This window comes from Pseudomonas sp. Irchel s3a18 (genome assembly GCF_900187535.1).
GTDB lineage: Bacteria > Pseudomonadota > Gammaproteobacteria > Pseudomonadales > Pseudomonadaceae > Aquipseudomonas.
Map to the genome: position 1 here is coordinate 247,618 of NZ_FYDV01000001.1, position 21,074 is coordinate 268,691.

9 protein-coding genes are annotated in these 21,074 nt (G+C 58.0%); 1 reads left to right on the forward strand and 8 read right to left on the reverse strand.

Annotation, left to right across the window (positions count from 1 at the left end; all coding sequences use genetic code 11):
- Positions 1-2 precede the first annotated feature (2 nt).
- Positions 3-995, forward strand: a complete 993-nt coding sequence (locus CKW29_RS01015) for a LysR family transcriptional regulator (RefSeq protein WP_095144222.1) — start codon at positions 3-5, stop codon at positions 993-995.
- On the opposite strand, the gene CKW29_RS01020 is transcribed toward CKW29_RS01015, so the two are convergent.
- From CKW29_RS01020 to CKW29_RS01055, 8 genes are all read right to left on the reverse strand, one after another.
- Positions 904-4,560 carry a PAS domain-containing protein gene (locus CKW29_RS01020; RefSeq protein WP_176465289.1) on the reverse strand — a complete coding sequence of 1,219 codons (3,657 nt, stop codon included), beginning with the start codon at positions 4,558-4,560 and terminating at the stop codon, positions 904-906. The genes CKW29_RS01015 and CKW29_RS01020 overlap by 92 nt on opposite strands.
- A gap of 62 nt (positions 4,561-4,622) precedes the next feature.
- Complete coding sequence (locus tag CKW29_RS01025) at positions 4,623-6,071, reverse strand: TolC family outer membrane protein (RefSeq protein ID WP_095144223.1); 1,449 nt, start codon at positions 6,069-6,071, stop codon at positions 4,623-4,625.
- Positions 6,072-6,162: 91 nt separating this feature from the next.
- On the reverse strand, positions 6,163-13,293 hold the full coding sequence (locus CKW29_RS01030) for a TcdA/TcdB pore-forming domain-containing protein (protein ID WP_095147732.1): 7,131 nt from the start codon (positions 13,291-13,293) through the stop codon (positions 6,163-6,165).
- A 100-nt stretch (positions 13,294-13,393) separates the two neighbouring features.
- Complete coding sequence (locus tag CKW29_RS01035; protein ID WP_095147733.1) at positions 13,394-15,535, reverse strand: type I secretion system permease/ATPase; 2,142 nt, start codon at positions 15,533-15,535, stop codon at positions 13,394-13,396.
- 1 nt (position 15,536) lies between these two features.
- Positions 15,537-16,925 (reverse strand): HlyD family type I secretion periplasmic adaptor subunit, encoded by a 1,389-nt coding sequence (locus tag CKW29_RS01040; RefSeq protein ID WP_095147734.1) that lies wholly within the window; start codon positions 16,923-16,925, stop codon positions 15,537-15,539.
- Complete coding sequence (locus CKW29_RS01045; protein WP_095147735.1) at positions 16,922-19,048, reverse strand: peptidase domain-containing ABC transporter; 2,127 nt, start codon at positions 19,046-19,048, stop codon at positions 16,922-16,924. The genes CKW29_RS01040 and CKW29_RS01045 overlap by 4 nt, the downstream gene beginning before the upstream one ends.
- Before the next feature lie 476 nt (positions 19,049-19,524).
- Positions 19,525-19,893 (reverse strand): hypothetical protein, encoded by a 369-nt coding sequence (locus tag CKW29_RS01050; RefSeq protein WP_095147736.1) that lies wholly within the window; start codon positions 19,891-19,893, stop codon positions 19,525-19,527.
- Between the two features lie 62 nt (positions 19,894-19,955).
- Positions 19,956-21,002, reverse strand: a complete 1,047-nt coding sequence (locus CKW29_RS01055; protein ID WP_095147737.1) for a fimbrial protein — start codon at positions 21,000-21,002, stop codon at positions 19,956-19,958.
- Positions 21,003-21,074: the final 72 nt, after the last annotated feature.

Here is a 21,074-nt window from a genome sequence, read left to right on the forward strand (position 1 = left end):
GTATGGCTAACCTTGGAGATCTTGAACTGTTTGTGTTGATCGCCGACTGTCAAGGCCTGTCGCCTGCCGCTCGTGCGATGTCCATCACACCCGCTGCTGCCAGCCTGGCGCTCAAGCGCCTGGAAAACCGATTGGGTGTACGATTGTTCACCCGCTCCACTCGCACCATGAAACTCACCCCCGAAGGCCTGCGTTACCTTGAGAGTGCGCGACACGCCCTGAAAATTCTGGCTGATGGCAAACGCTCGCTGACCCATGATGACGGCATGCTGGAACTCACGGTGCCCTCCGACCTGGGCAGGAACCTGCTACTCGATGTGTTCGCGCAACTCAAGCGGAGCAGGCCGCGACTGTTTATCAAGCTGGCGCTTAGCGACAATGAGGAGAATCTGCTCACGGGCAAGTTCGACGCGGCCCTGCGATTTGGTAAAAGCCTCTCACTGGATCTCGTCGAGCTACCCGTTTTGAAACAGCATTACTTCATCGTCTGTGCTGGCCCCACCTATCTCTCTGAGCATCCCCTGCCCAGCACACCGCAACATCTGAGTGAACATGAGTGCATCATCAGCACCCGTAGTGGCAGAGCGGAAAATCATTGGCGCTTCCATAAGTCTGGGCAGATCGAAGTTGTTCAGGTGCAAGGGCATTTTTGCTGTGACGACGGCGACGCTGTGCGGCGCTGGGCGATAGCCGGTTATGGTGTGGCTTACTTGCCCCTATTGAGTGTCATCGACGACTTACTCGCCGGCCGATTGCTCGCATTGCTGCCCGGCTGGCAGGGCGAGCAAGCCCCACTGAACCTGGTGGTGTCGCACCGGTCGCAAATCACCGAATCGCTCCGGGCCTTGCATCACAGTCTCACCGACCAGTGCAACGAACGAATGTCTCACTACTCCGCCTGGCTCAATCCACCGGCAATGTCTGTGACGCTCGATGAGCTATCAGCAGGTCATAGGCCTGCTGAAATTCCAGACAATAGACACTCTCCTGGATAGCCAGCAGAGCACTGCAGGCACCCTGCTCGCAAAGTTCATCGACCATGCTCAGCGCTTGCGCGTTTTGATCGCGCAACAGCGTGGCCAGGCGCTCCAGTTTTACCATCAAGAGACGGCTTTGGTCTTCGTCTTCATCCACCAAACACAGCACCGGCCCCTGCCCCAGATCAGCCAGGCTCTCCAACACCGAATGCAACTGGTAGGCCAACCGCCATATCAACGGAGCCAGGTCAGTAGACCCTGCACAGTGATCCTCCAATTGCCCGGCCGCTCGCTGCACAGCCCGAGCTCCTATGTGGCCAGAAGCACCGCGCAAGCTATGAGCAAGAAAGCTGATGGCCTGAAGATCCTTGATTGCATGCGAGCGCCACAAGCGCGCGACGAACTGCTGATGACTGTCGCGAAAACTGCACAACAGTTTTTGGTATAGCGCGGCATCATGATTGACCACCGATAACCCGACTGCTGTGTCGATGCCATCGTAATGCGGCATTGATGCAACACGAGGTACAAGCGGTTTATGATCGCCAGGCGGAACTTCCAGGGGTTTGATCCAACGTACCAGAGCGCGGTAGAGCTCATTGACCTCCAACGGTTTGGCGATATGATCATTCATACCGACAGCCAACATACGCGCCTTGGCGTCCAACAGGGTATGGGCAGTGACGGCAATAATCGGCAAGGACTGCAGATGGGGGTGGCGGCGGATTTCTAATGCGGCACAGTAGCCATCCATGACCGGCATCTGGCAATCCATCAGAATCCCGTCGAAGTGACTGTCGCGCAGCAACAGTTGCAAGGCCTCTTCACCGTTGTTGGCAATCACTACTTGTACTTTGGCGCGTTGCAGCAGCCCCTCGAGAACTTCCTGATTCATCGGGTTGTCCTCAACCACCAAAACCCGGGTACCCTCCAGTAACCGCGTAAAATCGTTGACCGTGCACGTGCCAGCGACAACGCTGGCCGATAAGTCAGCGCCTGGCTTGACGGGCTCGTACTGCACAAGGGCAGGCAACTCGAAATCCTGGGACTGTGGCACGCTCAGCGTTACGGTGAATTTGAACTCCGCCCCCCTTCCCTCCAGGCTATCGATCCAGATGCTGCCTTGCATCATCTGTACGATTTTTTTTGAAATGGTCAGCCCCAGACCGGTTCCGCCATAACGTCGGGTAATCGACGGATCAGCCTGGACAAAGGCATCGAATAGACGAATGCGCTGCTCTTCACTGATACCAATACCGGTGTCCGAAACGCTGAAGCACAACAGTACCTTGCCGCTCCACTGCCGCACTTGGTGTACCCCGATGCAGACATGACCGACTTCAGTGAACTTAATCGAATTGTCGACCAGATTGGTCAGTACCTGAGACAGGCGCAATGGGTCGCCCACATAACTGCGAGGCATCAACGAGGGTATCTCCAGGCGCAGACTGATTCCCTTTTCAGCAGCCCGCTGGCGTACCAGGCAAAGCACCTCATCCAGCAGCTCCGGAAGGTCGAAATGCACGTGTTCCATGCTCAGCTTGCCAGCTTCGATCTTTGACAGATCCAGTACGCCGTTGATGATCCCGACCAGATTCTTTGCCGCACGGTCCATCTTCTCGATGTACCCGCGCTGGGTCTCCCCCAGTGGCATATCCAGGAGTAGATGGGACATACCGACAATAGCGTTCAACGGTGTGCGGATTTCATGGGACATGTTGTCGAGAAACATCGACTTGGCCTGGGTGGCCAGCTCGGCATCGCGTCGCGATTGCTTGATCAGTGCTTCCCCGGCCTTGCGCTCAGTGATGTCGAAGATCACCCCGTCCAGGTATTGCGGTACCCCGTCCACGTCAATGGTTTGCCCTTTGTCGTAGACCCAGCGCACCTCCTGCGTCGCGGTGATGATCCGGTACTCGAGCATATAACTGCCGTCATCCAGGCAGCAGTCGAAAATCCCAAGGTCGTCGGGGTGAACAAGCTCCCGGTAGGCTCGGCCGGACAAAAAATGCTGCGCCGAATAGCCACTCAAGCCTTCGATGACATCACTGACAAACATCATCTCGCGTGCGCTATTGGGCAGGCTGCGAAAAACCACTCCTGGGATATTGGCTATCATCGACTGGAGTTTGCTCTGGTTCTCTACAATCGCCAGCTGAGCCTCGACAGCCTGGGTGATGTCCTGCAGCACTCCAGTCACCCGTGTCGCGACACCTTGGGCGTCACGCTGCATGACTTTGCCGATATCCAGCACCCACACCCAGTCTCCGTTTTTATTGCACACCCGGTATTCAGCGCGGTATTCGTCAGTCTGGTTATCCAGGTGCGCGTTGAGCTTGGCCATGACCGATTCAAGGTCATCCGGATGAATCAGACGAGCCCAGCGATCCAGGCCATTACCAAAGGTACACTCCAGTTCGCATTGGCTATAACCGAGAATACGCAGCCAGACACCATTGTTGATGACGATGCCCAGACTGACGTTCCAGTCCCACAGGCCAAGTGCCCCGCTCTGCAGGGCCAGGTCCAGGCGTTGTTCGCTTTGCTCGATCAACGCGACATCGCGATTATGTCGTCGGGCGTCCGCCAGCCGCCGCAGACCACCCCACCACAGCAGAAAAAACAGGCCGGCACTCACCCCGTCGATCAACAGGATTTGTTCATTAGGCAGGATCGAATCCAGATCGCTCAACGTGATAAGCGACCAGGGGCCTCCAGGGTCGCTCCAGTCAAAGTCGGCTCTGGACAGGCCATAACGTCGCCCCTCCAGCGTGACCACAGGCTGATGGGCATCAAACGGCAACCTCTCAGGTATGCCATCGGGAAATGGATAGTCGGCGAATTGCTGGCGGATCGCGCCGATAAACGCGCCCGGCGACCACTCCCGGTCGGCCTTGAGCAGCAACGGCTGTGCGTTGGCGGCAAGCACCACGCCACTGGACGACAGGATCATTTTAACGTCGCCGTTGCGTTGTTTACTCAAGCCGCTGTCCAGCACTTGGGCATCGAAACGCGCCACCAATACGCCGATCACCTTGTCCTGACGGGTACGAGATGCGTAGATCGGTACTGCCATGTAGAACATGCGCGATCCTGTGGCAGTACTTATCGCTCCGTAGACGCTGCTAACACCTTTGAGGGCGGTATTGAAATAGGGGCGGAAGGCTACATTCAGGCCCAGCTGTGACGGATTGAGCAAGTCATGGACCGCCACGATCTCCCCGTCCAGATTGGCGACAAACGCGTGACTGGCACCCACCACGATCGACAGCGTACTCAGGGGTATCGCCGCCTGCTCCATGAGCTCTATGGAAGGACTGCGTTCCTGAATGACTCTTTTGAGCATCGGATTGTGTCGCCCCAGGATCGACAGCGCGCCAATGGCAAATCCGTCGGATTTCCACTGCTCCAGTTCCGCGGCATGCTCCTGCGTCTGCGCTTCGATCCCCGCCCGGTAGACATCTTCAACCTGCAAGCGGTAGTAGTTGCCAACCGCCACGCCCCCACCGACCGCAATCAGCACGCCAAGAGCGTTATAGTACAACCTGTTACCGTCGAAGAACTTCACTAACCTGTACAACATCCACTCCCTCCTCTCAACCATCCTCGCATGGCAAATGCGTCTGTCACGCAGCCCTGAAGTCGCTAGCGTGTGGCCAGCTGACGCGGAAATTCCGGAGGCAGGAAATCACGATCGGGGTCGTAGTTCGGTTTGAGGAAATCACAGAGCGTCTGCAGGTCTTGCGGCGACAAGGTGCCTACCGACTGATGGAGGCGCAGTGTATCGAGAATGTAATCGTAGCGGCTGTTATTGTACTCGCGCACCGCATTGTAGAGCTGACGCTGGGCTTCCAGCACATCGACGATATTACGTGTACCGACCTGGAACCCCAGCTGTGACGCCAGCACCGCGCTCTGGTTGGAGATGATCGACTGGCGTCGCGCCTGGATCTTCTCGACGCTGCTGTTGAGACTACGATGCAGGTTGCGGGTGTTCTCCACCACTTGGCGACGCAGGTTGTCGTTAAGCGACTCGCGCTGGCTCATGCGTTGATAGGCTTCGCGAACCTGCGAGCTGGTCTGCCCGCCGTTGAACAACGGAATGTCGAGTTGCAGACCAACCGAGCGCTGTTCAGCGTTGCCGCCATAGCCACCGCCCCGTACCCCGCTGTTGCCATAGCCGAGGTTGTCGTTGTCGCCTATCTGGTAGCGCATTACTGCATCTACGGTCGGCGCATGCCCGGCCTTGCGTGCGTTCAGCGTTTGCTGCGCCACCTGCAAGGCCCGCTGGCTGACCCGTAGCGCGATGTTCTGATGCATTGCGCGATCAACCCATCGCCTCGCGTCGTTGGGTACGGGTAACAGGATTGGCATGTCATGCCGCACCCCCTGGACTGCGGTGTACTGCTGATGGGTCAAGGTATCGAGGGCTTCAAACGCGTTGTCCACCTGCTGCTGCGCAACAATGCGATTGGCCCGGGCACTGTCATGACTGGCCTGAGCCTGCAGCACATCGGTACGGTCAGCCAAGCCCAGTTGCAAGCCCTTCTCTGCCAGGTCCAGCTGACGCTTGAGGGCGGTTTCCTCGGCCTTGCCTGCAGCGAGTCCGTCCTGGGCTTTAAGCAGGCCGAAATACACCTGGGCGCTGTCGAGTATCAGCTTCTGCTCGGCAACCTCCAACTCCAACAGTGCCTGCTGATGTTGGGACTCGGCAGCCTTGAGGTTGAACCAGCGATCGACGCGCAATACGGGCTGGTTAAGTAGCACCTGGTAGCTGCTGCCACTACGCCCGATGTCCTGCTGCGGTTGTTGCAAGGTCGTCGTTCGGTCTTTGAGCTCGGCACTGGCCGACAGCGAAGGCAACAGGCCGGCACGGGCTTGAGGCACGGCCTCAGCCCGTGCTGCCTGGTCAGCGCGGGCCGCTGCCAGCTCGGAATTGTTCTGTCGAGCATCTTGGTACACCCGCCAGAGATCGCTGGGAATGGCCACAGGTGGATAGTCCCGAGGAGCGCTTGCAGCCGGTTCAACCTGCAACAGGAGCGCGAGCAGCCAGACGATAGGCGCCCGCTGTCGCGAAATAATTGGTTTGATCATGTACAGGGCAACTTTTACAAGAGGAATGATTCAAGCTGAAGGTGGGAGGCAGGAGGCGCGTTGCGCCCCTCCTGCTGTTTCTCGTACTACCTCAAGACATCGAAGGCACCAGTGCCCCATGCGCGGCCTGGCGGTTTTGCGGCAAATATTCGCGGGCACCGCCGGTGTCGGCGAACGCGGCCATCGCGCCGCTCAACTTGGTCAGGCTGGGACTGGTTGCGCTCTCTACTGACTCCGGCTGCTGGTTGGCCCAGGCCAGCTCGAACAGGGCATTTTTATCGGCCCCTACCCGGGTAAAGCCCGCGACCAGATGATCAATACTGATCACCGCCCCGGAACCTTTCAGCTCGATTTGCAGATGCCGGTGCGTCGCCGCCTGGCTGCCAAATACCTTGCGAATGAGCAAGGTAGTGCCTCCTGCCCAGTCAGTCAGCAGCAGATCATCATCATGACGGCTGACGAGGAGCTTTTCCCCATCGGCTGCCGGTATGATCAATCGGTCCAGGGCCTGGTCCGGGTCATCGTTATCAATGACGACTGTGCGGTAGTGCGACCACATTTGCGGGCTGAGGCGGTAGGTATCGCCGTTGGCCCCCCCATGCAGCACGACACTGTCGACACCGTCAATCAGTGGCGGCTGCAGATCATCCTGGCTACCACGCAAGCCGTCGCCCCGCAGCAACAACGACGAACCAACGCGCTCGACAGAGGTGTAATGGCCGAGCCTCTTCGGATTACCCGCCCAGACATGGTACAACCCCTGGTCTGTCTGGCTGTATACATAGGCTGCTCTCTGCCCAACAGCGGTTCCCACGAAACGCAAATCTTCCGCAACCGGGAGACCTTTGCCAGAGAACACTTGTCCACTGCTGACGTCGAACCACCCTTGCCCGTCTTGCCCCTGCAAAGTCAGCACACCCGTAGCCCGCCACTGACTGGCGAGCTCGCTGAGTGCCTGGGGCAAACGATCACGGTTATCTTGCTGCCAGCCGTTGTCGACGGCCACCAGCTGCAATTCACCCTTGCTGTCCCGGAGCAAAATCTCGCCTTTGACGGTGGTCAGGCGTAATCCCGCGTCATTGAGCTCTGCCGCCTTGAGATGCAGATTCGGCACCAGCTCACTGGCGGCGGGCAGTTGCGCCGACACCTCGAGTACCTCGTCAGTGCCAAACGCGCCGGCAAGCGCTGCAGGAGTCAAAGGAGGTTGACGATAGAGCTTGCCACTTGCCGGATCGAAAATCCGCGCAGCGCTGCCGTCCGCTTCAAATCCCAGAAACTGCAAAGGCTTGCCATGCAGCGGGGCGGATGCCACCACGACCTGCCCGTTGTGGTACCACACGGGCAACACGCTCTTGCCGTCACTGCCCTTGACGCCAAACACCGCCAGGGTTGCACTGCGACCAGCGACACTGGATAGATCTTGCCACCAGGTTTGACGCCCTTTGAGCCAATGCTCGTTGACGGCCTCGTAACTGAGCTGCCCCTTGGCATCGACCCGGGCCAGGCGGCCATCCTCGGTGAGGAGGACCAGAACTCCGTTCAAATCGATTACATTCGCCAGCGCCGGGGTGGTAACCCGCAATGCTGTCGGGCGGGTGGAGTCGAGCACCGCCTGGCCTGGCCCTTCCTGGCGGAACAGGACCTTTTGCGCCTTGCTGTAGAAAAAGAACACCTCCTTGCCATCGAGGCCGGGCATGCTGCCCGCCAACACCAGATCAGCGGGAACAGGCCATGCGCTACGACTTGTTTCGTGCGCTTCGAAACGCAGGGTTGTGTCCCCGGGTGGCGCCAGATTGGGTTTGATCACGGCGCCATCGCTGGTTCGTATCCAATAGCGGTGTGCCACGCCAGCCGCATCGGTGCCAAATACCGTCATCAACGCCGCAGGGGTTGGCTCGATCAATCGCGCGCCCAACCCATACACTGGGGTGCCGCGCTGCACGCCATTGCTCGCGTAGCCATTGAGCATGGTTTTTACCGCGTCGCCATATTGGCCAGTGCACGCCGAGAGCTGTAATAGCGCCTCATCACCCACCGCGCTGACCAGCTCCATGCGATCGCCCTGGATCCGGTAGCTCAGCTCGGCCTCACTGCCATCTTTGAGCAAATGGCGGCGCGTCAGGTAGACCGCATCCCCCTCTTGCCATAACCGGCTGATGTTGCCCGCGCTCTGGTTGAACCATGGATCGAACTGCGCATCGATCCTGCCACTGGCGATGTCCACCCGCCACGCCGCGGCGTTCGCGGCGTCAAAAAAATAAGCATAGTCGCCACTAACGGCCCCCAACTGAGCATGCCTGGCCTGCTCAATATCAGTGTTGGTGAACAGCATGCGATCCTTGGCGACGTCATAGAACGCCCGGCCGACATTTCGTCCCTCGTGGCTGTAATTCTCCACCACAACGTACTGACCTTGCATCTGATGAGCCTTGGCCAAGTCGCGCAAGTGCTGCTCGATACGATGACCTGGCACCTGCCATTTACTGGCGTCCTCCACCAGCACCCGGGTAGTCATGCCGGCAAAATCGACTTCCCGCACCTCGCCTTTGGCATTGACCAACAGTATGCGACCGTTCTGGGCGGGATCGAGCTCGACCACAACACCACCGACCACCAACTGTTGGTTCGACACGCTGATGCTATCGCTGGCAAGCTGGCTGCTATCGATGATCCAGCGCGAGGGCATGCTGCCTGTTTCGCTGGTGAGCTTGACCCGCACGCCTTCATTCAAACCAATTACGTATTCGCCCCCTGTGCCCTTGATCTCGTAGCGCAGGAAGCCGTGCAGCTCATTGGGCAGCTCGGGTACTACCAGTTGCCGGTTACGCTGATCGAGCAGCACTTCGACCGGCGTATCGACGTACTCTTGATGAATCTTGCGGATCGTGTACTCGCCCGGAAAGAGGTAGAAGTCGTAGTCAAAGCGTCTGTCTTGCTCAAGCCGACGAATCACATCAAAGCCGCCGTCATGGCGGTTGGTGGTGCCGGGAAGTGTCTCGTATTCGTAACTGATATAGGACTTGGGTGTACCAGGCAGAATAACTACCCTGGTATCGCTGTGAGCGAGCGGATGGTGGCTCCCATAGCCGATGCCACTGCGCACCTCGACCGCCTGACTGCGATCGCGGACCATCACCGGCATGCCCCACCCGAAGTAATTGATTGCTCCAGAACCGCCATTACCGTGATGCGTGCGGTAGATGTACTGACTGTCGAAGTCGATTTGCCCGTTGCGCAGGTCGACGGTCTTCACTACCGCCCCGGCAAGAGGGACCAGCACCTGTTTCTGCTCGTCATAACGATAACCTTGGCCTTTGTATGCGCTGTCGAGCGCCTCAAAGTAGCGGCCCACCGCTTGGGCTTCCATAGCCACAACACCATATGCCTGTGCCAGTGCGGTAAAGCCGACCGCAAGCCCACCCAGGACCACAGCACACCCACCGAGCATGGCAGCGGCGGTGGAGGCACCGATCAGGCCGGCGCTGAGTCCCGCAATACTGGTCACGAAGCTTGCCGAGTCGAAGGCGAGCTGGGTGCCGAACACAGCCTTTTGCATATCGTTTTCGGCGTGAGCCAGCTCAAACCCATCAAAGCCAACCATCGCTGCCCCCAACAGGACGCCAATGCCTTCATCGGCGGTGCGCCCCAGCGTTTTGGCAAAGTCCTGGAGAGTGGCTTCAGCGGCTACCGCTTCGCCGCGCAGTGCCGTGCGAACCAGCTCGGTGACCCTGGCCACATCCTGGAGGGTGCCATGCCCCATCTGGATAAAATTGATGTAACTGTGCACTTTGAGCGCCGTAGCAAGATCAGGCGCCGCCCCCCCGCTCGCAGCGTCTTTGCGGCTCCTGTCTGCAAACCAATGGATCAATGCCTGCACCGCAAAACCTGCGTTCAAACCGTCTACCGGTGCGGCCTCACCGGATACGCCCTTGGGCCGCAGTTGGCCATTCTCGAGGGTAAAGTGCTGGCTGAGCCGCTGCAGATTTTCGTCGACGAAGCGCCGAAACTCGATAAAGGTGACATCTTCGGTAGTCAGCCAGCGGGTTTGCTCGGGCTGGTCACGGTTGATGAACTGAACCCGGTACCGGCCTTCGCCTTGCGCTTCGGTATTGGCAATCACCGGCATCCAGCGATGGTCGAGCCCCGCTTCCCGCGCAAGCAGGGTGCATGATTCTTCAAATCTGGCGCCCCACTGCTCGGCATCGAGCGTCACCAACGCCATGCGCAACCGGGTGTCCTCGATAGCCTGTGCTTGTGTACTGAGCGTACGTTCGACCAGTCGCCGCTGCTCAATGGAACTCACCAGCTCATCAGCCCGTGACAGGTCAGCAACGTACAGGTCGTTGCCCACCGGCACCTCGGCCATTTTGGCGACATCGATCTGCACCAGGTTAAACACAGGAGCCGACTGGGTGCCGAACGAGCCGTAGAAAGCGGCCATTTTGCGGCCGATCAGGTGCTGTGTCATTGCCTTCGACAAACTGGCCGTATCGTCGAAAGCGAAAATCCCGACATTCGGGTCGTAGAAATAGTAACGACGCCCTTCGGCACTAATGGTGCTCCCCACTAGCATGGAGTGCCCTTGGGTGTTGAGCGCGAACATGGCGGTTCGGGTCGTTTCAGCCAGCCGAGCAACCACGTCGGCCACTTTGAAATGGCCCAGTTCGGTTGATGCCTCAACTGCGTCGACATTGGCGTGCAGCCTGCTCAAACTGTTCTTGAGCAATATGGAACTGGCCCCTTGCGGGTCGGCGCCAGCCAGGAACAGCTTTTCCACCAGGTTATTGACACCGTACTCACCGCCGTTTGCCAGCGCCACCGCCATGGCCCTGACCAAGGGATAGCAACGACCTCCCGACGTGTCGCCTACCAGCGACAGATAAAAATCCTGTGGCACCAGCCGATCGAAGGTACTGCCGGCACGATGAAAGTCTTCGCTGAACTTCGCCGTTCGACTTAACACTTTATCGATGTATTCGGCCTGGCTCGCCACACTGATACGCCCACTCAGAGCGCCCTGCTGCTCAGGGGTAAGCTGTCCCTTGAGGAACAGACGCTTCATCTCCAGGACTGACATCTTGTCACCCAAACCGGGAATGGCTATATCACGGAAATTGCGCAAGCCTTCAGCAAACCCGGGGACCTGCGTCCCGCGCTGAAATGCTTCTGCGATCGAGTAACGTTCCCCAACACTGTCAACACGCGACGCTCCTTCTCCCTGGATTGAAGCGTCGTCAATTCGCACCACCGCGGCGATGCCTTTTTTTTCCTTGATCTGCTGCCAAAGCCAGGTTCTCTCGACAGATCTGGCTTCTAACAATAGTGGTTGGTATTGCGCACGGTAGTAATCCTGAGTGAGGTTTATCTGCTTGATCTGCTGGTCGATCAAGGCTTTGTCACTTGAAGTGCGCCGGGCATCCTGGAGTTGAACGCGCTTGTATCTCAACTCTTCGATGTCAGCATTGACGATGGCTTGAATCGCATTGCGCAAGTGGATCCATGCTGCAATTGCCGGGTGCTCGGAAGAAAAATCGCCGTCCGTATAGGCAACATCGGCTACTCCTTCAGCAGATACGCCGAACTGACCGGCCACTTTTTTCAGTTGTTGGTGAATCTTTTCCCGGTAAGCGCTGAATTGAGCCTGATTGCGCTGCGCCACTTGGTCGTCGGCGACTTGGATCGAAAGGGGTGACTCGCCATCACGCAGCTTCGGCCGGGGTCCCTCATCTACTCTCTGGTTCTCCTCGTACTCCTGACGCTGAAAAGCCAGCTGCCATTCGCCATTGACATACTGCATGTACGCTGCGGCCAAACCCGTAGAAGTGCCGGAAACCTGATAATCCTTGAAGTCGATCGCCATCACCACGTTGTCGTAGAGTGTCGAGCTGTTGACCCGGCCGTCGTGATACACCCGATAGGTGTTTGCATCCAGACTGGTGACTATCAGCGAACAGCCTGAAAGCGTGGCGGTGAAGAGAAAGCTGCCGGGGGCCGCGTGCTTGGGAATATCCACATACGCAGGGGATGGAGTGGCCTGATCCGCACCATTGAAGCCAAGAAAGTATGCCGCCACACTGTCGACTTGGCTGGCGGACTGACCTTCATGACCATGCTCAGTGTATTCAATTTCATACAGGTTAGGCGCAACTTTCACCAACTGGGCAAAACCCTGGGCCGGAAGACGGCCCGACTTGAGTAGAGCCTCGGCGCTGAGTGTGTAGGTCTTGGCAAACAGCACAGGATCCAAAGCAAACTGTCGGATGTCAGGACTGCCCGTGCGGGGTTCAGCCCCACCACTGACAGGCACCAACCCTCCCTTTAACGCACGGTCTTGTACAGCTTGTGCTAGCAGGGCCGGGTCTTGTACATCGTACCCACGCCTCTGCAGGGTACGCTGCAAAGTCTTCTCAATTGGAGTATCGGTGAGCAAGGCCTCAGCTCCCGCTGCAGCAATCAGTCTGGCTCTGGATTGACCATGGCTGCTCGACTCCCCTTGCGCCGTCTCGGAGTAGGCAATGCCTTTGTCCACCCGGAGCATGCCGGTGGGAGTGTGTTCGACAAAGGCCGGCGCCGGTAGAAGTTCGGCAAGCCTTCTGCCGATGGTTCGAGCATGCTCTACCCCCGCTTCAGACAGGTAAATCACCGCCTGGTCGGTGCGGCGGCCCAGGTTTTTCGGCCCCATGATCTTGGCCTGCTCCAGCCAGCCGCGGTTTTCATCGCTGAACAATTGGGTCAGTGCATTGGCCAGCTGGTTGAAGTACGCCTTGTCGACGTTGATGGTCAGTCGTGCGCCAACCTTGGATCGTGTGCCATACCGTTGCGCAAAATCTTTAGGCAGAACTCGAAACGCTTCAGCACTTCCTAGAACGCTGTCCGTTTGCGAGAACAAGGCTATTGCCTCGCTGCCTTGTACTTTGATATCGACCATTGCAGCACGCGCCGCCAATGCCTTCATGTACTCGACAAACTCACGCTGTTCAACCTCGTTGAGGCTACTGACCGCTGTCGGCCTATCGTTGCTATAGCGGCCGTAGGCATCTGCCTCAAGCGCCTTTTCAAGCTGGCGCTGTTTGGCATTCGCTTCGGGAGTCCACTTGTTACCGTTATCACGAAACATTTTTTTTATGTCGTTAACCAACGCTTGGATCGCTGGTCTGCGTTTCATCTCTTTATAGGTCGCTTGCGCGGATTCGAGCAGTGACTGGTAGCTTCTGCTGGGCATAGGTCTCTCTCCTGAGAATAGGCTTACGGATAGTTTTTGCGGGTTACAGCGCTGGATTGACGGCCACGGCATGTCCACCTAGCCGTCTGTGATCGGGATATCAACCCTTCATCTGCAAGGCCCATTGCCGGGCATACAACCCGTCCAGGGCGAGCAGCTGTTCGTGACTACCTTGCTCAAGGACCTGGCCTTGATCGATGACGAGAATTCGGTCGGCATGACGCAGCGTGTTGAGGCGATGTGCGACACTGATGACCGTGCGGCCCTGGGCGATTCGCTGCAGATTGGCCATTACCGCCGCCTCGGACTCGTAGTCCAGGGCACTGGTGGCCTCGTCCAGCAACAGGATCCCAGGGTTGGTCAACAGCGCCCGCGCCAGGGCTATGCGCTGACGCTGGCCGCCTGAAAGCTGGCCGCCGCGCTCACCGACCTGGGTGTCGTAACCCTGGCTTAGCGCCTCGATAAAGGTCGCAGCACCGGCGAGGGTGGCCGCCTCGTGTACTTCGGCATCGCTGGCCTGGGGTCGGCACAGGCGAATGTTCTCGGCAATGCTGCCAGCGAACAGCACGCTTTCCTGCAGCACCACGCTCATGTTGCGACGCAGGGCCACCGGGTCGGCAATGGCCAGGTCTATGCCGTCCACCAACACCCGCCCGTGCTGCGGTACATAAAGGCGTTGCAGCAGTCGGGTCAGGGTCGACTTGCCCGAGCCGGAAGGCCCGGTGATACCGATGAACTCCCCTGGTTGTACGTCCAGGTTGAGGTTGCGCAGGATTTCCTGGCCATCTTCGTCATAGCGGAAACGCACGCCCTGGAAACTCACCGCGCCCTGCAGCGCCGGCACTGAGGCCAGACCGCCGCTACCGCTTTCACACTCGGTGTCGAGAATATCGCCCAGCCGGCGCAACGAGATCAGGGTGTGCTGGAAATCCTGCCAGACCTGGGCCAGGCGCAGAATCGGCTCCACCACATGGCCGGCCAGCATGTTGAAAGCCACCAGTTGGCCGGGCGTCAGCTGCCCATCCATAACCAGCATCACGCCCCACCACAGCAGCAACGCGGCGGTCAGCTTCTGAATCAGACCAATACCCTGCCCGGCCCAGATACCGACGATGCGCGTGTGGAACGCTGCCCTCACATAAGCCGCCAACTGACGTTGCCACTGCTGCTGGAAACCGCCTTCGGTGGCGCCGGTCTTGATGGTTTCGATGCCCGTCACAGTCTCGGTGAGAAAGGCGGTGTTTGCCGCACTCAGTTCGTACTCGCGCAGCGCCCGACTGCGCAACAAGGGGCCCACGCACAGCCAAAACAGGAAGTACAGGAACAGGGAGCCGACTACCACCCATGTCAAGAGCGGTGCATAGCTGTACATCACCGCGATGAACAGGCTACAGAAGGCCAGATCCAGCACCAGGGTCAGCGCCGAACCGGTGAGAAACTGGCGGATCTGCTGCATCTCTCCGACCCGGGCGATGATCTCGCCGGTTTGACGACGCTGGAAGTAGCTCAGCGGTAACTGCACCAGATGCTGGTACAAGCGCGCGCACAATTCCGCGTTGATCTTGCTGGCCAAGTTGCTAAACAGCCAGGAACGCAGCAGGCCGAACAACGGTTCGAACAGCGCCAACGCCAGCAGGGCAATGCCCAATACTTGCAGGCTGGACATACCCCGGCTGACCAGCACCCGGTCGATGATGTTTTCGAACAGCAGCGGCGTGACCAGGGCTACCAACTGCAGCATCAGCGAGACCAGTAACACGCTACGAAACTGCCGCACATGTTTGAGGATCGATGGCCAAAACCAGGCCACGCCGAAAGCAGGCGGTTTCAAACCGGTGTGCTGTTCAGCCAGCAACAACACCTCGCCCTGCCACAGTTCAGCCAGGTCTTCACGGGGCAGAGTCTGACAGTGCCCCTCTAGCGGCCAGAACAGGTTGACCTGCCCTGGTTCGACGGCATTGAGCACCACCCACCCGCGCGCGGTCTCCAGCAAGGCGGGTAACGGCAGTTGTTCCAGGCGCTGGACGCTGCTGCGCACGGCCCTCGCCCGCAGCCCGGCCCAGCCGGCACAACGGCGCAAGTCGATACTGTCGGCCATGCCCTCGACGCGGCCCAGGCGGTGATTCAGCTGTGCCGCCGTGAGGGTCAGGTCAAAACGCCGTGCCGCCCATACCAAGGCCTCCAGGCCAGTATCCAGGATGTTCGGTGTATCGTCGCCAGCGTGGATAAATGCAGTGGTCATATCAACGCTCCCGCAGGGCTTCGGACTGGTATTGCTGGATCGGGCTCAACAGGTAGTCAATCACCCGCCGATCTCCCGTGCGAATCTCGCCGGTCACTGTCATCCCTGCCTGCAAAGGCACCCAGCCCTGGTCCACGGCAATAGCGGCCTTTTCCAGGCGGATGCGCGCTGGGAACACCAATCCCTGCTGCTCATCCTTGATGGCATCACCAGACACATGCATAACGGTCCCGCGCAAGGTGCCGTATCGGGTATAGGGGAACGCATCAACCTTGATCTCCACTGGCTGTCCAGCCCTGACAAAGCCCACATCCTTGTTCAACACCATGACTTCGGCGTCCAGCTCCGCTCCCTCTGGCACAATCACCAGCAGTTGTTGCGCTGGCTGTACCGCACCGCCCAGGGTATGCACCGCCAGTTGTTGCACCACGCCATCAACCGGTGCCAACAACGTTTGCAGGCGCTGCTTGTCGCGCCCGCGGATCAGTTGCTGCTCGAGAATGGCAATGTCCTGCTGGGTACGATGGCGCACGTCGTGCTGCTCGCGCTGGGTCCTGGCCAGAAAACTGTCGCGCTGATCCTGCCGGTTGCGCGCCTCGGCCTTTAGCACCTGCAGTTCGGCATGCTGTTGGGCCAGCGAGCGCTCGACCTCCAACTGCTCCTTTTCCTGCTCCAATAGATCAACCTGGGGCATCAGTTGCTGGGCCGCCATCGCCCGGCGTGCATCGAGGCGCCGCCGGACATTGCTAGCCAACTTGCCCAAGGCGGAAATCTCCACACTGCGAGCCCGCTGGCCGGCCTGATTGATGGCCATCTCTGCATTCAGGCTGTCCAGGTTGGCGTTGATTTCTTTCCAGGTGCTTGCCAATTGCGCACGGGCTTGCAGCGATTGCTCCGGGCTCAGATCGGGTGGCGGCAGATAGCTGCCAATCGGGTCATTGCTCAGCAGCGCCTGGGCCCTGGCCAGCTCCAGGCGTTTGAACGCCAGCTGAGCCCGCAGCTCGCTCAGCTCGGCATCGACACCAATCGGGTTCAACGCCACCAACACATCACCGGCCTTGACCCGTTGCCCGTCACGCACGTGGATTGCACCGACCTCACCCGCATCATGGGCCTGAATGATTTTGGTGTGGCTAGGCACTATCAACCGGCCAGAAGCACTGGCGTGAATGTCGAGAAAGCCGAGAATCGCCCACGCCAGCGCCAGTGCGATCGACAACATCAACACCATCGCCGTGCCACGCGCCCAAGGCGCTGGTGGTCGCTCGACAATCTCCAGATAACCGGGTTGGAACTCGTACTCGTCGCGACTGCGTTTGAGTGCGGCAGGCGCCTGGCACAAAGCGCGCCAAGCCTGCCGGGGAATGCTCAACAATGACCAACGCATCATGCCTGCTCCTTGCGTAACGCACGTTGCAACGCCCATAGGCGTGCATAACAACCACCGTTGGCGAGTAACTCAAGATGGGTGCCCGATTCACTGACCCGCCCCTGCTCAACGGCAACAATGCGTTGGCATTGGCGCACGGCCGACAATCGGTGAGCGATGATGATCACCGTGCGCCCCTCAGCGATCCGCGCCATGTTGCCCTGGATCAATGCTTGGGATTCGTCGTCCAGTGCACTGGTGGCCTCATCAAAAATCAGGATCCTTGGGTCGCCCATCAGTGCGCGGGCAATGGCCATGCGCTGGCGTTGGCCACCAGACAGCGATCTGCCCGCTTCAGCCAGCACCGTGTCGTAGCCCAGCGGCAGTTGCAGGATAAAGTCATGGGCGCCCGCCAGGCGGGCTGCGGCGATCACTGCTTCCAGGGAGGCCGTGGGATGACGCAGGGCAATGTTCTGTCGCACGCTGCGGTTGAACAAATAGTTTTCCTGCAGCACCACACCAATCTGGCTACGCAGCCAGGCCGGCTCCAACTGCTGCAGAGGCAAGCCGTCAATCAGAATGCGTCCGGCATCAGGGGTATAGAGTTTTTGCAGCAAGCCGGTCAGCGTGCTTTTGCCAGAGCCAGACGGCCCGACGACTCCCAGGGTCTGGCCCGCGACGATGTGCAGGTCCAGCCCCTTGATCACAGGTTCCAGGTCGGGACGATAGCGGAACACCAACTGCTCGATGCGCACCTCGCCTCGTAACGGTTGTAGCGGACGCTGTTGGCCCTGCATCTGCTCGACCGGCAGGTTGAGCATATCGCCCAGTTTGTCCACCGATACTCGCACCTGGACAAATTGCTGCCAGACCTCGATCAACTTGGCCAGCGGCTGACTGATGTGAGCCAGCATCATGTTGAAGGCGATCAATTGGCCGATGCTCATCTCCAGGCCAATCACCTTGCTTGCACCCCAGCAGATCACCGCAACGGCGGTAAATTTCTGCAGCAGGGTAACTGCCTGGCTAATCGAGCTGCCCAAGGTCTGGCTGGCGAAACCGGCCTCGACCATCTCAGCGGTCTGGGACTCCCAGCGCCGTTGCATCCGCGGCTCTACCGCCAGACTCTTGATGGTCTCGGCGCTGCTCACGGTTTCGTTGAGAAAGGCAGTATTGCGGGCAGAACTCTGAAACTGGCGCTCGATGCGCTTCTCCAGCGGTCCGGTGCTGATCCAGGCCAGCAGGACATACAGTGGAAGCGTCGCCATCACCAGCAGGGTCAAGGGCCATGAAATCCAGGCCATGACCGCAAAAAACACCAGGGTGAAAACGACATCGATGCACAACGTCAGCAGTGAGCCCGTGAGGAACTCACGAATGCTATCCAGCTCCTGAACCCGGGTGATGATCGCGCCCACCTGGCGCTGCTTGAAATACAGCAGCGGCAACCCCAGCAGATGACGGAACAGTTTGATGCCAAGACCAATGTCGATGCGATTGGCGGTATGCGCCGAAAGGTATTCGCGCAAGCCTTTGAGCAAAACCTCGAAGATCCCCACCACGACCAAGGTCATGACCAGAACATCCAGGGTCGCCAGGGCCCGATGCGCCATGACCTTGTCCATCACCGCCTGGAAAAACAACGGTGTCGCCAGGGCCAGTACCTGCAACAGCAACGAACACAGCACCACCTCCGTCAACACCCGACGATGGCGCAGCAGCTCTGGAGCAAACCAGGACAGATCGAAACGCAGGCCTCCCTGGCGCAGACGGATCACTTCCCCGCTCCACTGTTCGGCCAATTGCGCTCGCTCGATCACATCGGGCGTGCTGGTCAAAGGCGATTGAATCAATGCCTGGGTGTCAGACAGGCGTGCGAGCAGTACGAAGTCGCCTGCCTGGGTGCGCCAGACCAAAGGCAACAACTTCGGCGTCAGCTTGCACAACGACAAACGCTCGAGGCGCAGATTGACTCCGGCGCACTGCCCGTAGTGCTTGACCGCGCGACGTACGTCCGGGCCAGTCACTTCCTGTTCGGGTTCCGGAACCCGCCCCTGGCACACTTGCAACAGCAGTCGGCAACAGGCCAGCGCTGCATGGACTTCGGCCGCCGTAGTAGAAAGAGGAAGCGCTCGCGCCGTCATACCGGAGCACGCGATAAAACCTGGGAGTAGCATGTTGCAGAATTTGCTGACATAAACCGCTCTTTACATGATCAAGGGAACATGGAGGCACGGTCGAATTCTGCGTCAATAACTGTGGGTTGATAATCACAGCCTGGATTGAAAGGTTTTAATTAAAACTTAATAGTTCACTTGAGATGTTGCGCAGGGCATCTAAGCCCATTCGAACGCTTTTGTGCAACTTAAGAAATTTCTTGCAGACACAAGCACTGCCCTGAGTGAAACTGAACGGGTTGCTCCGCATCGAGAACTTTGCCCCCGCTGCTGGCAGTAATACTGCGACTTGAGATTTCGTGACCGCATTGTAGCCCCAACAGGCGCCACGTTTAACTTAAGTAAACAGTATTACGCCACCGGGGGATTTTTTGCGTTCCCCCATCTTAATGCGTCATCAAGGCGGCACTCTGCCTACCACCAGGCGCCACTTGCCGCACGCTTTAGTCCTTTGCACACCCTTGTGCCGCATTGATCAACCTGCCTTTGTCAACCCACGCATGCCTCTGGTAAACGGTGTAGGTGGTTTGGCCGCTGACGCGTGACAGTTGAACAAGTCCTACTGCCGTAGTGCGGTCAATACTGCCAATCAATAGATTGATGCTACCGTTATCCTCCACGGTAAACGTTTTTGTGCCGCTGGTGAGTTCGTGCTTTATGCAGGCGATGTAAGCTTGAGTGCCTTTGGCCGTAAAACCATTAGCATGATTGCGATCAAGTCCTATATCCGAATGATGTGAGCAACCAACGACCAGCAATAGAGTGTAGACACATAAAGTTTTACCCAGCCTTCCAGCGATTATTACTTTCATATGTTAAGTTCCTGGTTTTCGGGCACGGTGAATCCTGACGACGCTGCAAGATAAGCCCGTAGTTATTGATATGAAAACGTTATTGTCGAACGCGCGCGAACCGTTCCAGGTTGCACGGCTGCTGCTGTTTGCACATATCTCACTGTAAACGGAATAATATGGTTGGTCGGAGGCGAAGTGGCATTGCCACCGACAAACCATTGGTTATTGTTGCCTGCCACCCGCGAGTCCGCTCCATATGAGACCACGTGCGCCCTGTCTGTTGCGCTGATTTGAAGGCCAACCCCCGTAGCTGTTGAGCCTTGAGCAAGCGTCAAAATATTGCTCGTGTTAGCCGGGGAGTTGACATCTGTCATGGTTGCATGCAGGGCAACGCCAGCAGGGCAGTTTACGCCAATCGTAAAACCTTGTGAGCCGGCGGTGGAACCTACGCCTTGCAAATTGCTCGCGGAAACAGTGGGCAGCACTACCTGCTGATTCCGATCAGCAGCGTGCACCGAGCATGTTAAAGCGGTGACGGTTACCGTGCCTGCCGAATAGGACAGATCAGTATCAAATCTGCCGATTTCTGCATTATTTAACGCTGAGCGCGTATCCGCCCAAATGAAATCCCTACTGGAAAGAGAATAGGTGCCAGGATTTAATGGGCCTGTGGCGACAAATCTGACCCACACATTGATGCTCCTAAGCACATGATCCAACCGAGTATAAGCATCCCCAAGAGTAAGATCATTACCAGCGTGATCTTGAACACGTACATAATATCCAATATTGTTAATCTCAGTTGGATACACATCGTAGGTGATCCCTCCCTCATTTACGGTCAAACGCGATGCCGGCTGAGCTGACATCAGTCTGTTCAAAATCGTGATATTAGCATTACAATTTTTCAACCCGGTCCTTACGCGGCCTGGCTGAGACCACCCACCTAAAACGGATCCGATATTTGTCGCCCCAGATGTTACATTAATCGGAGCAGGGATTGGTGCCACTTGATCTTTGAGAATCGTGCACGCCAACGCATAGCTGGGGAAGCTACTTTCAATTAACAGTCCGACCAAAAAAACGAATACTACTGAAGTAAACGATTTTTTTTTGAGTATTTTCATCACAACACACCAATTGATATTTCTCTGGTTGCAGAGTGGTATGCCAGACCTACCTCTACGTATTTACTCATA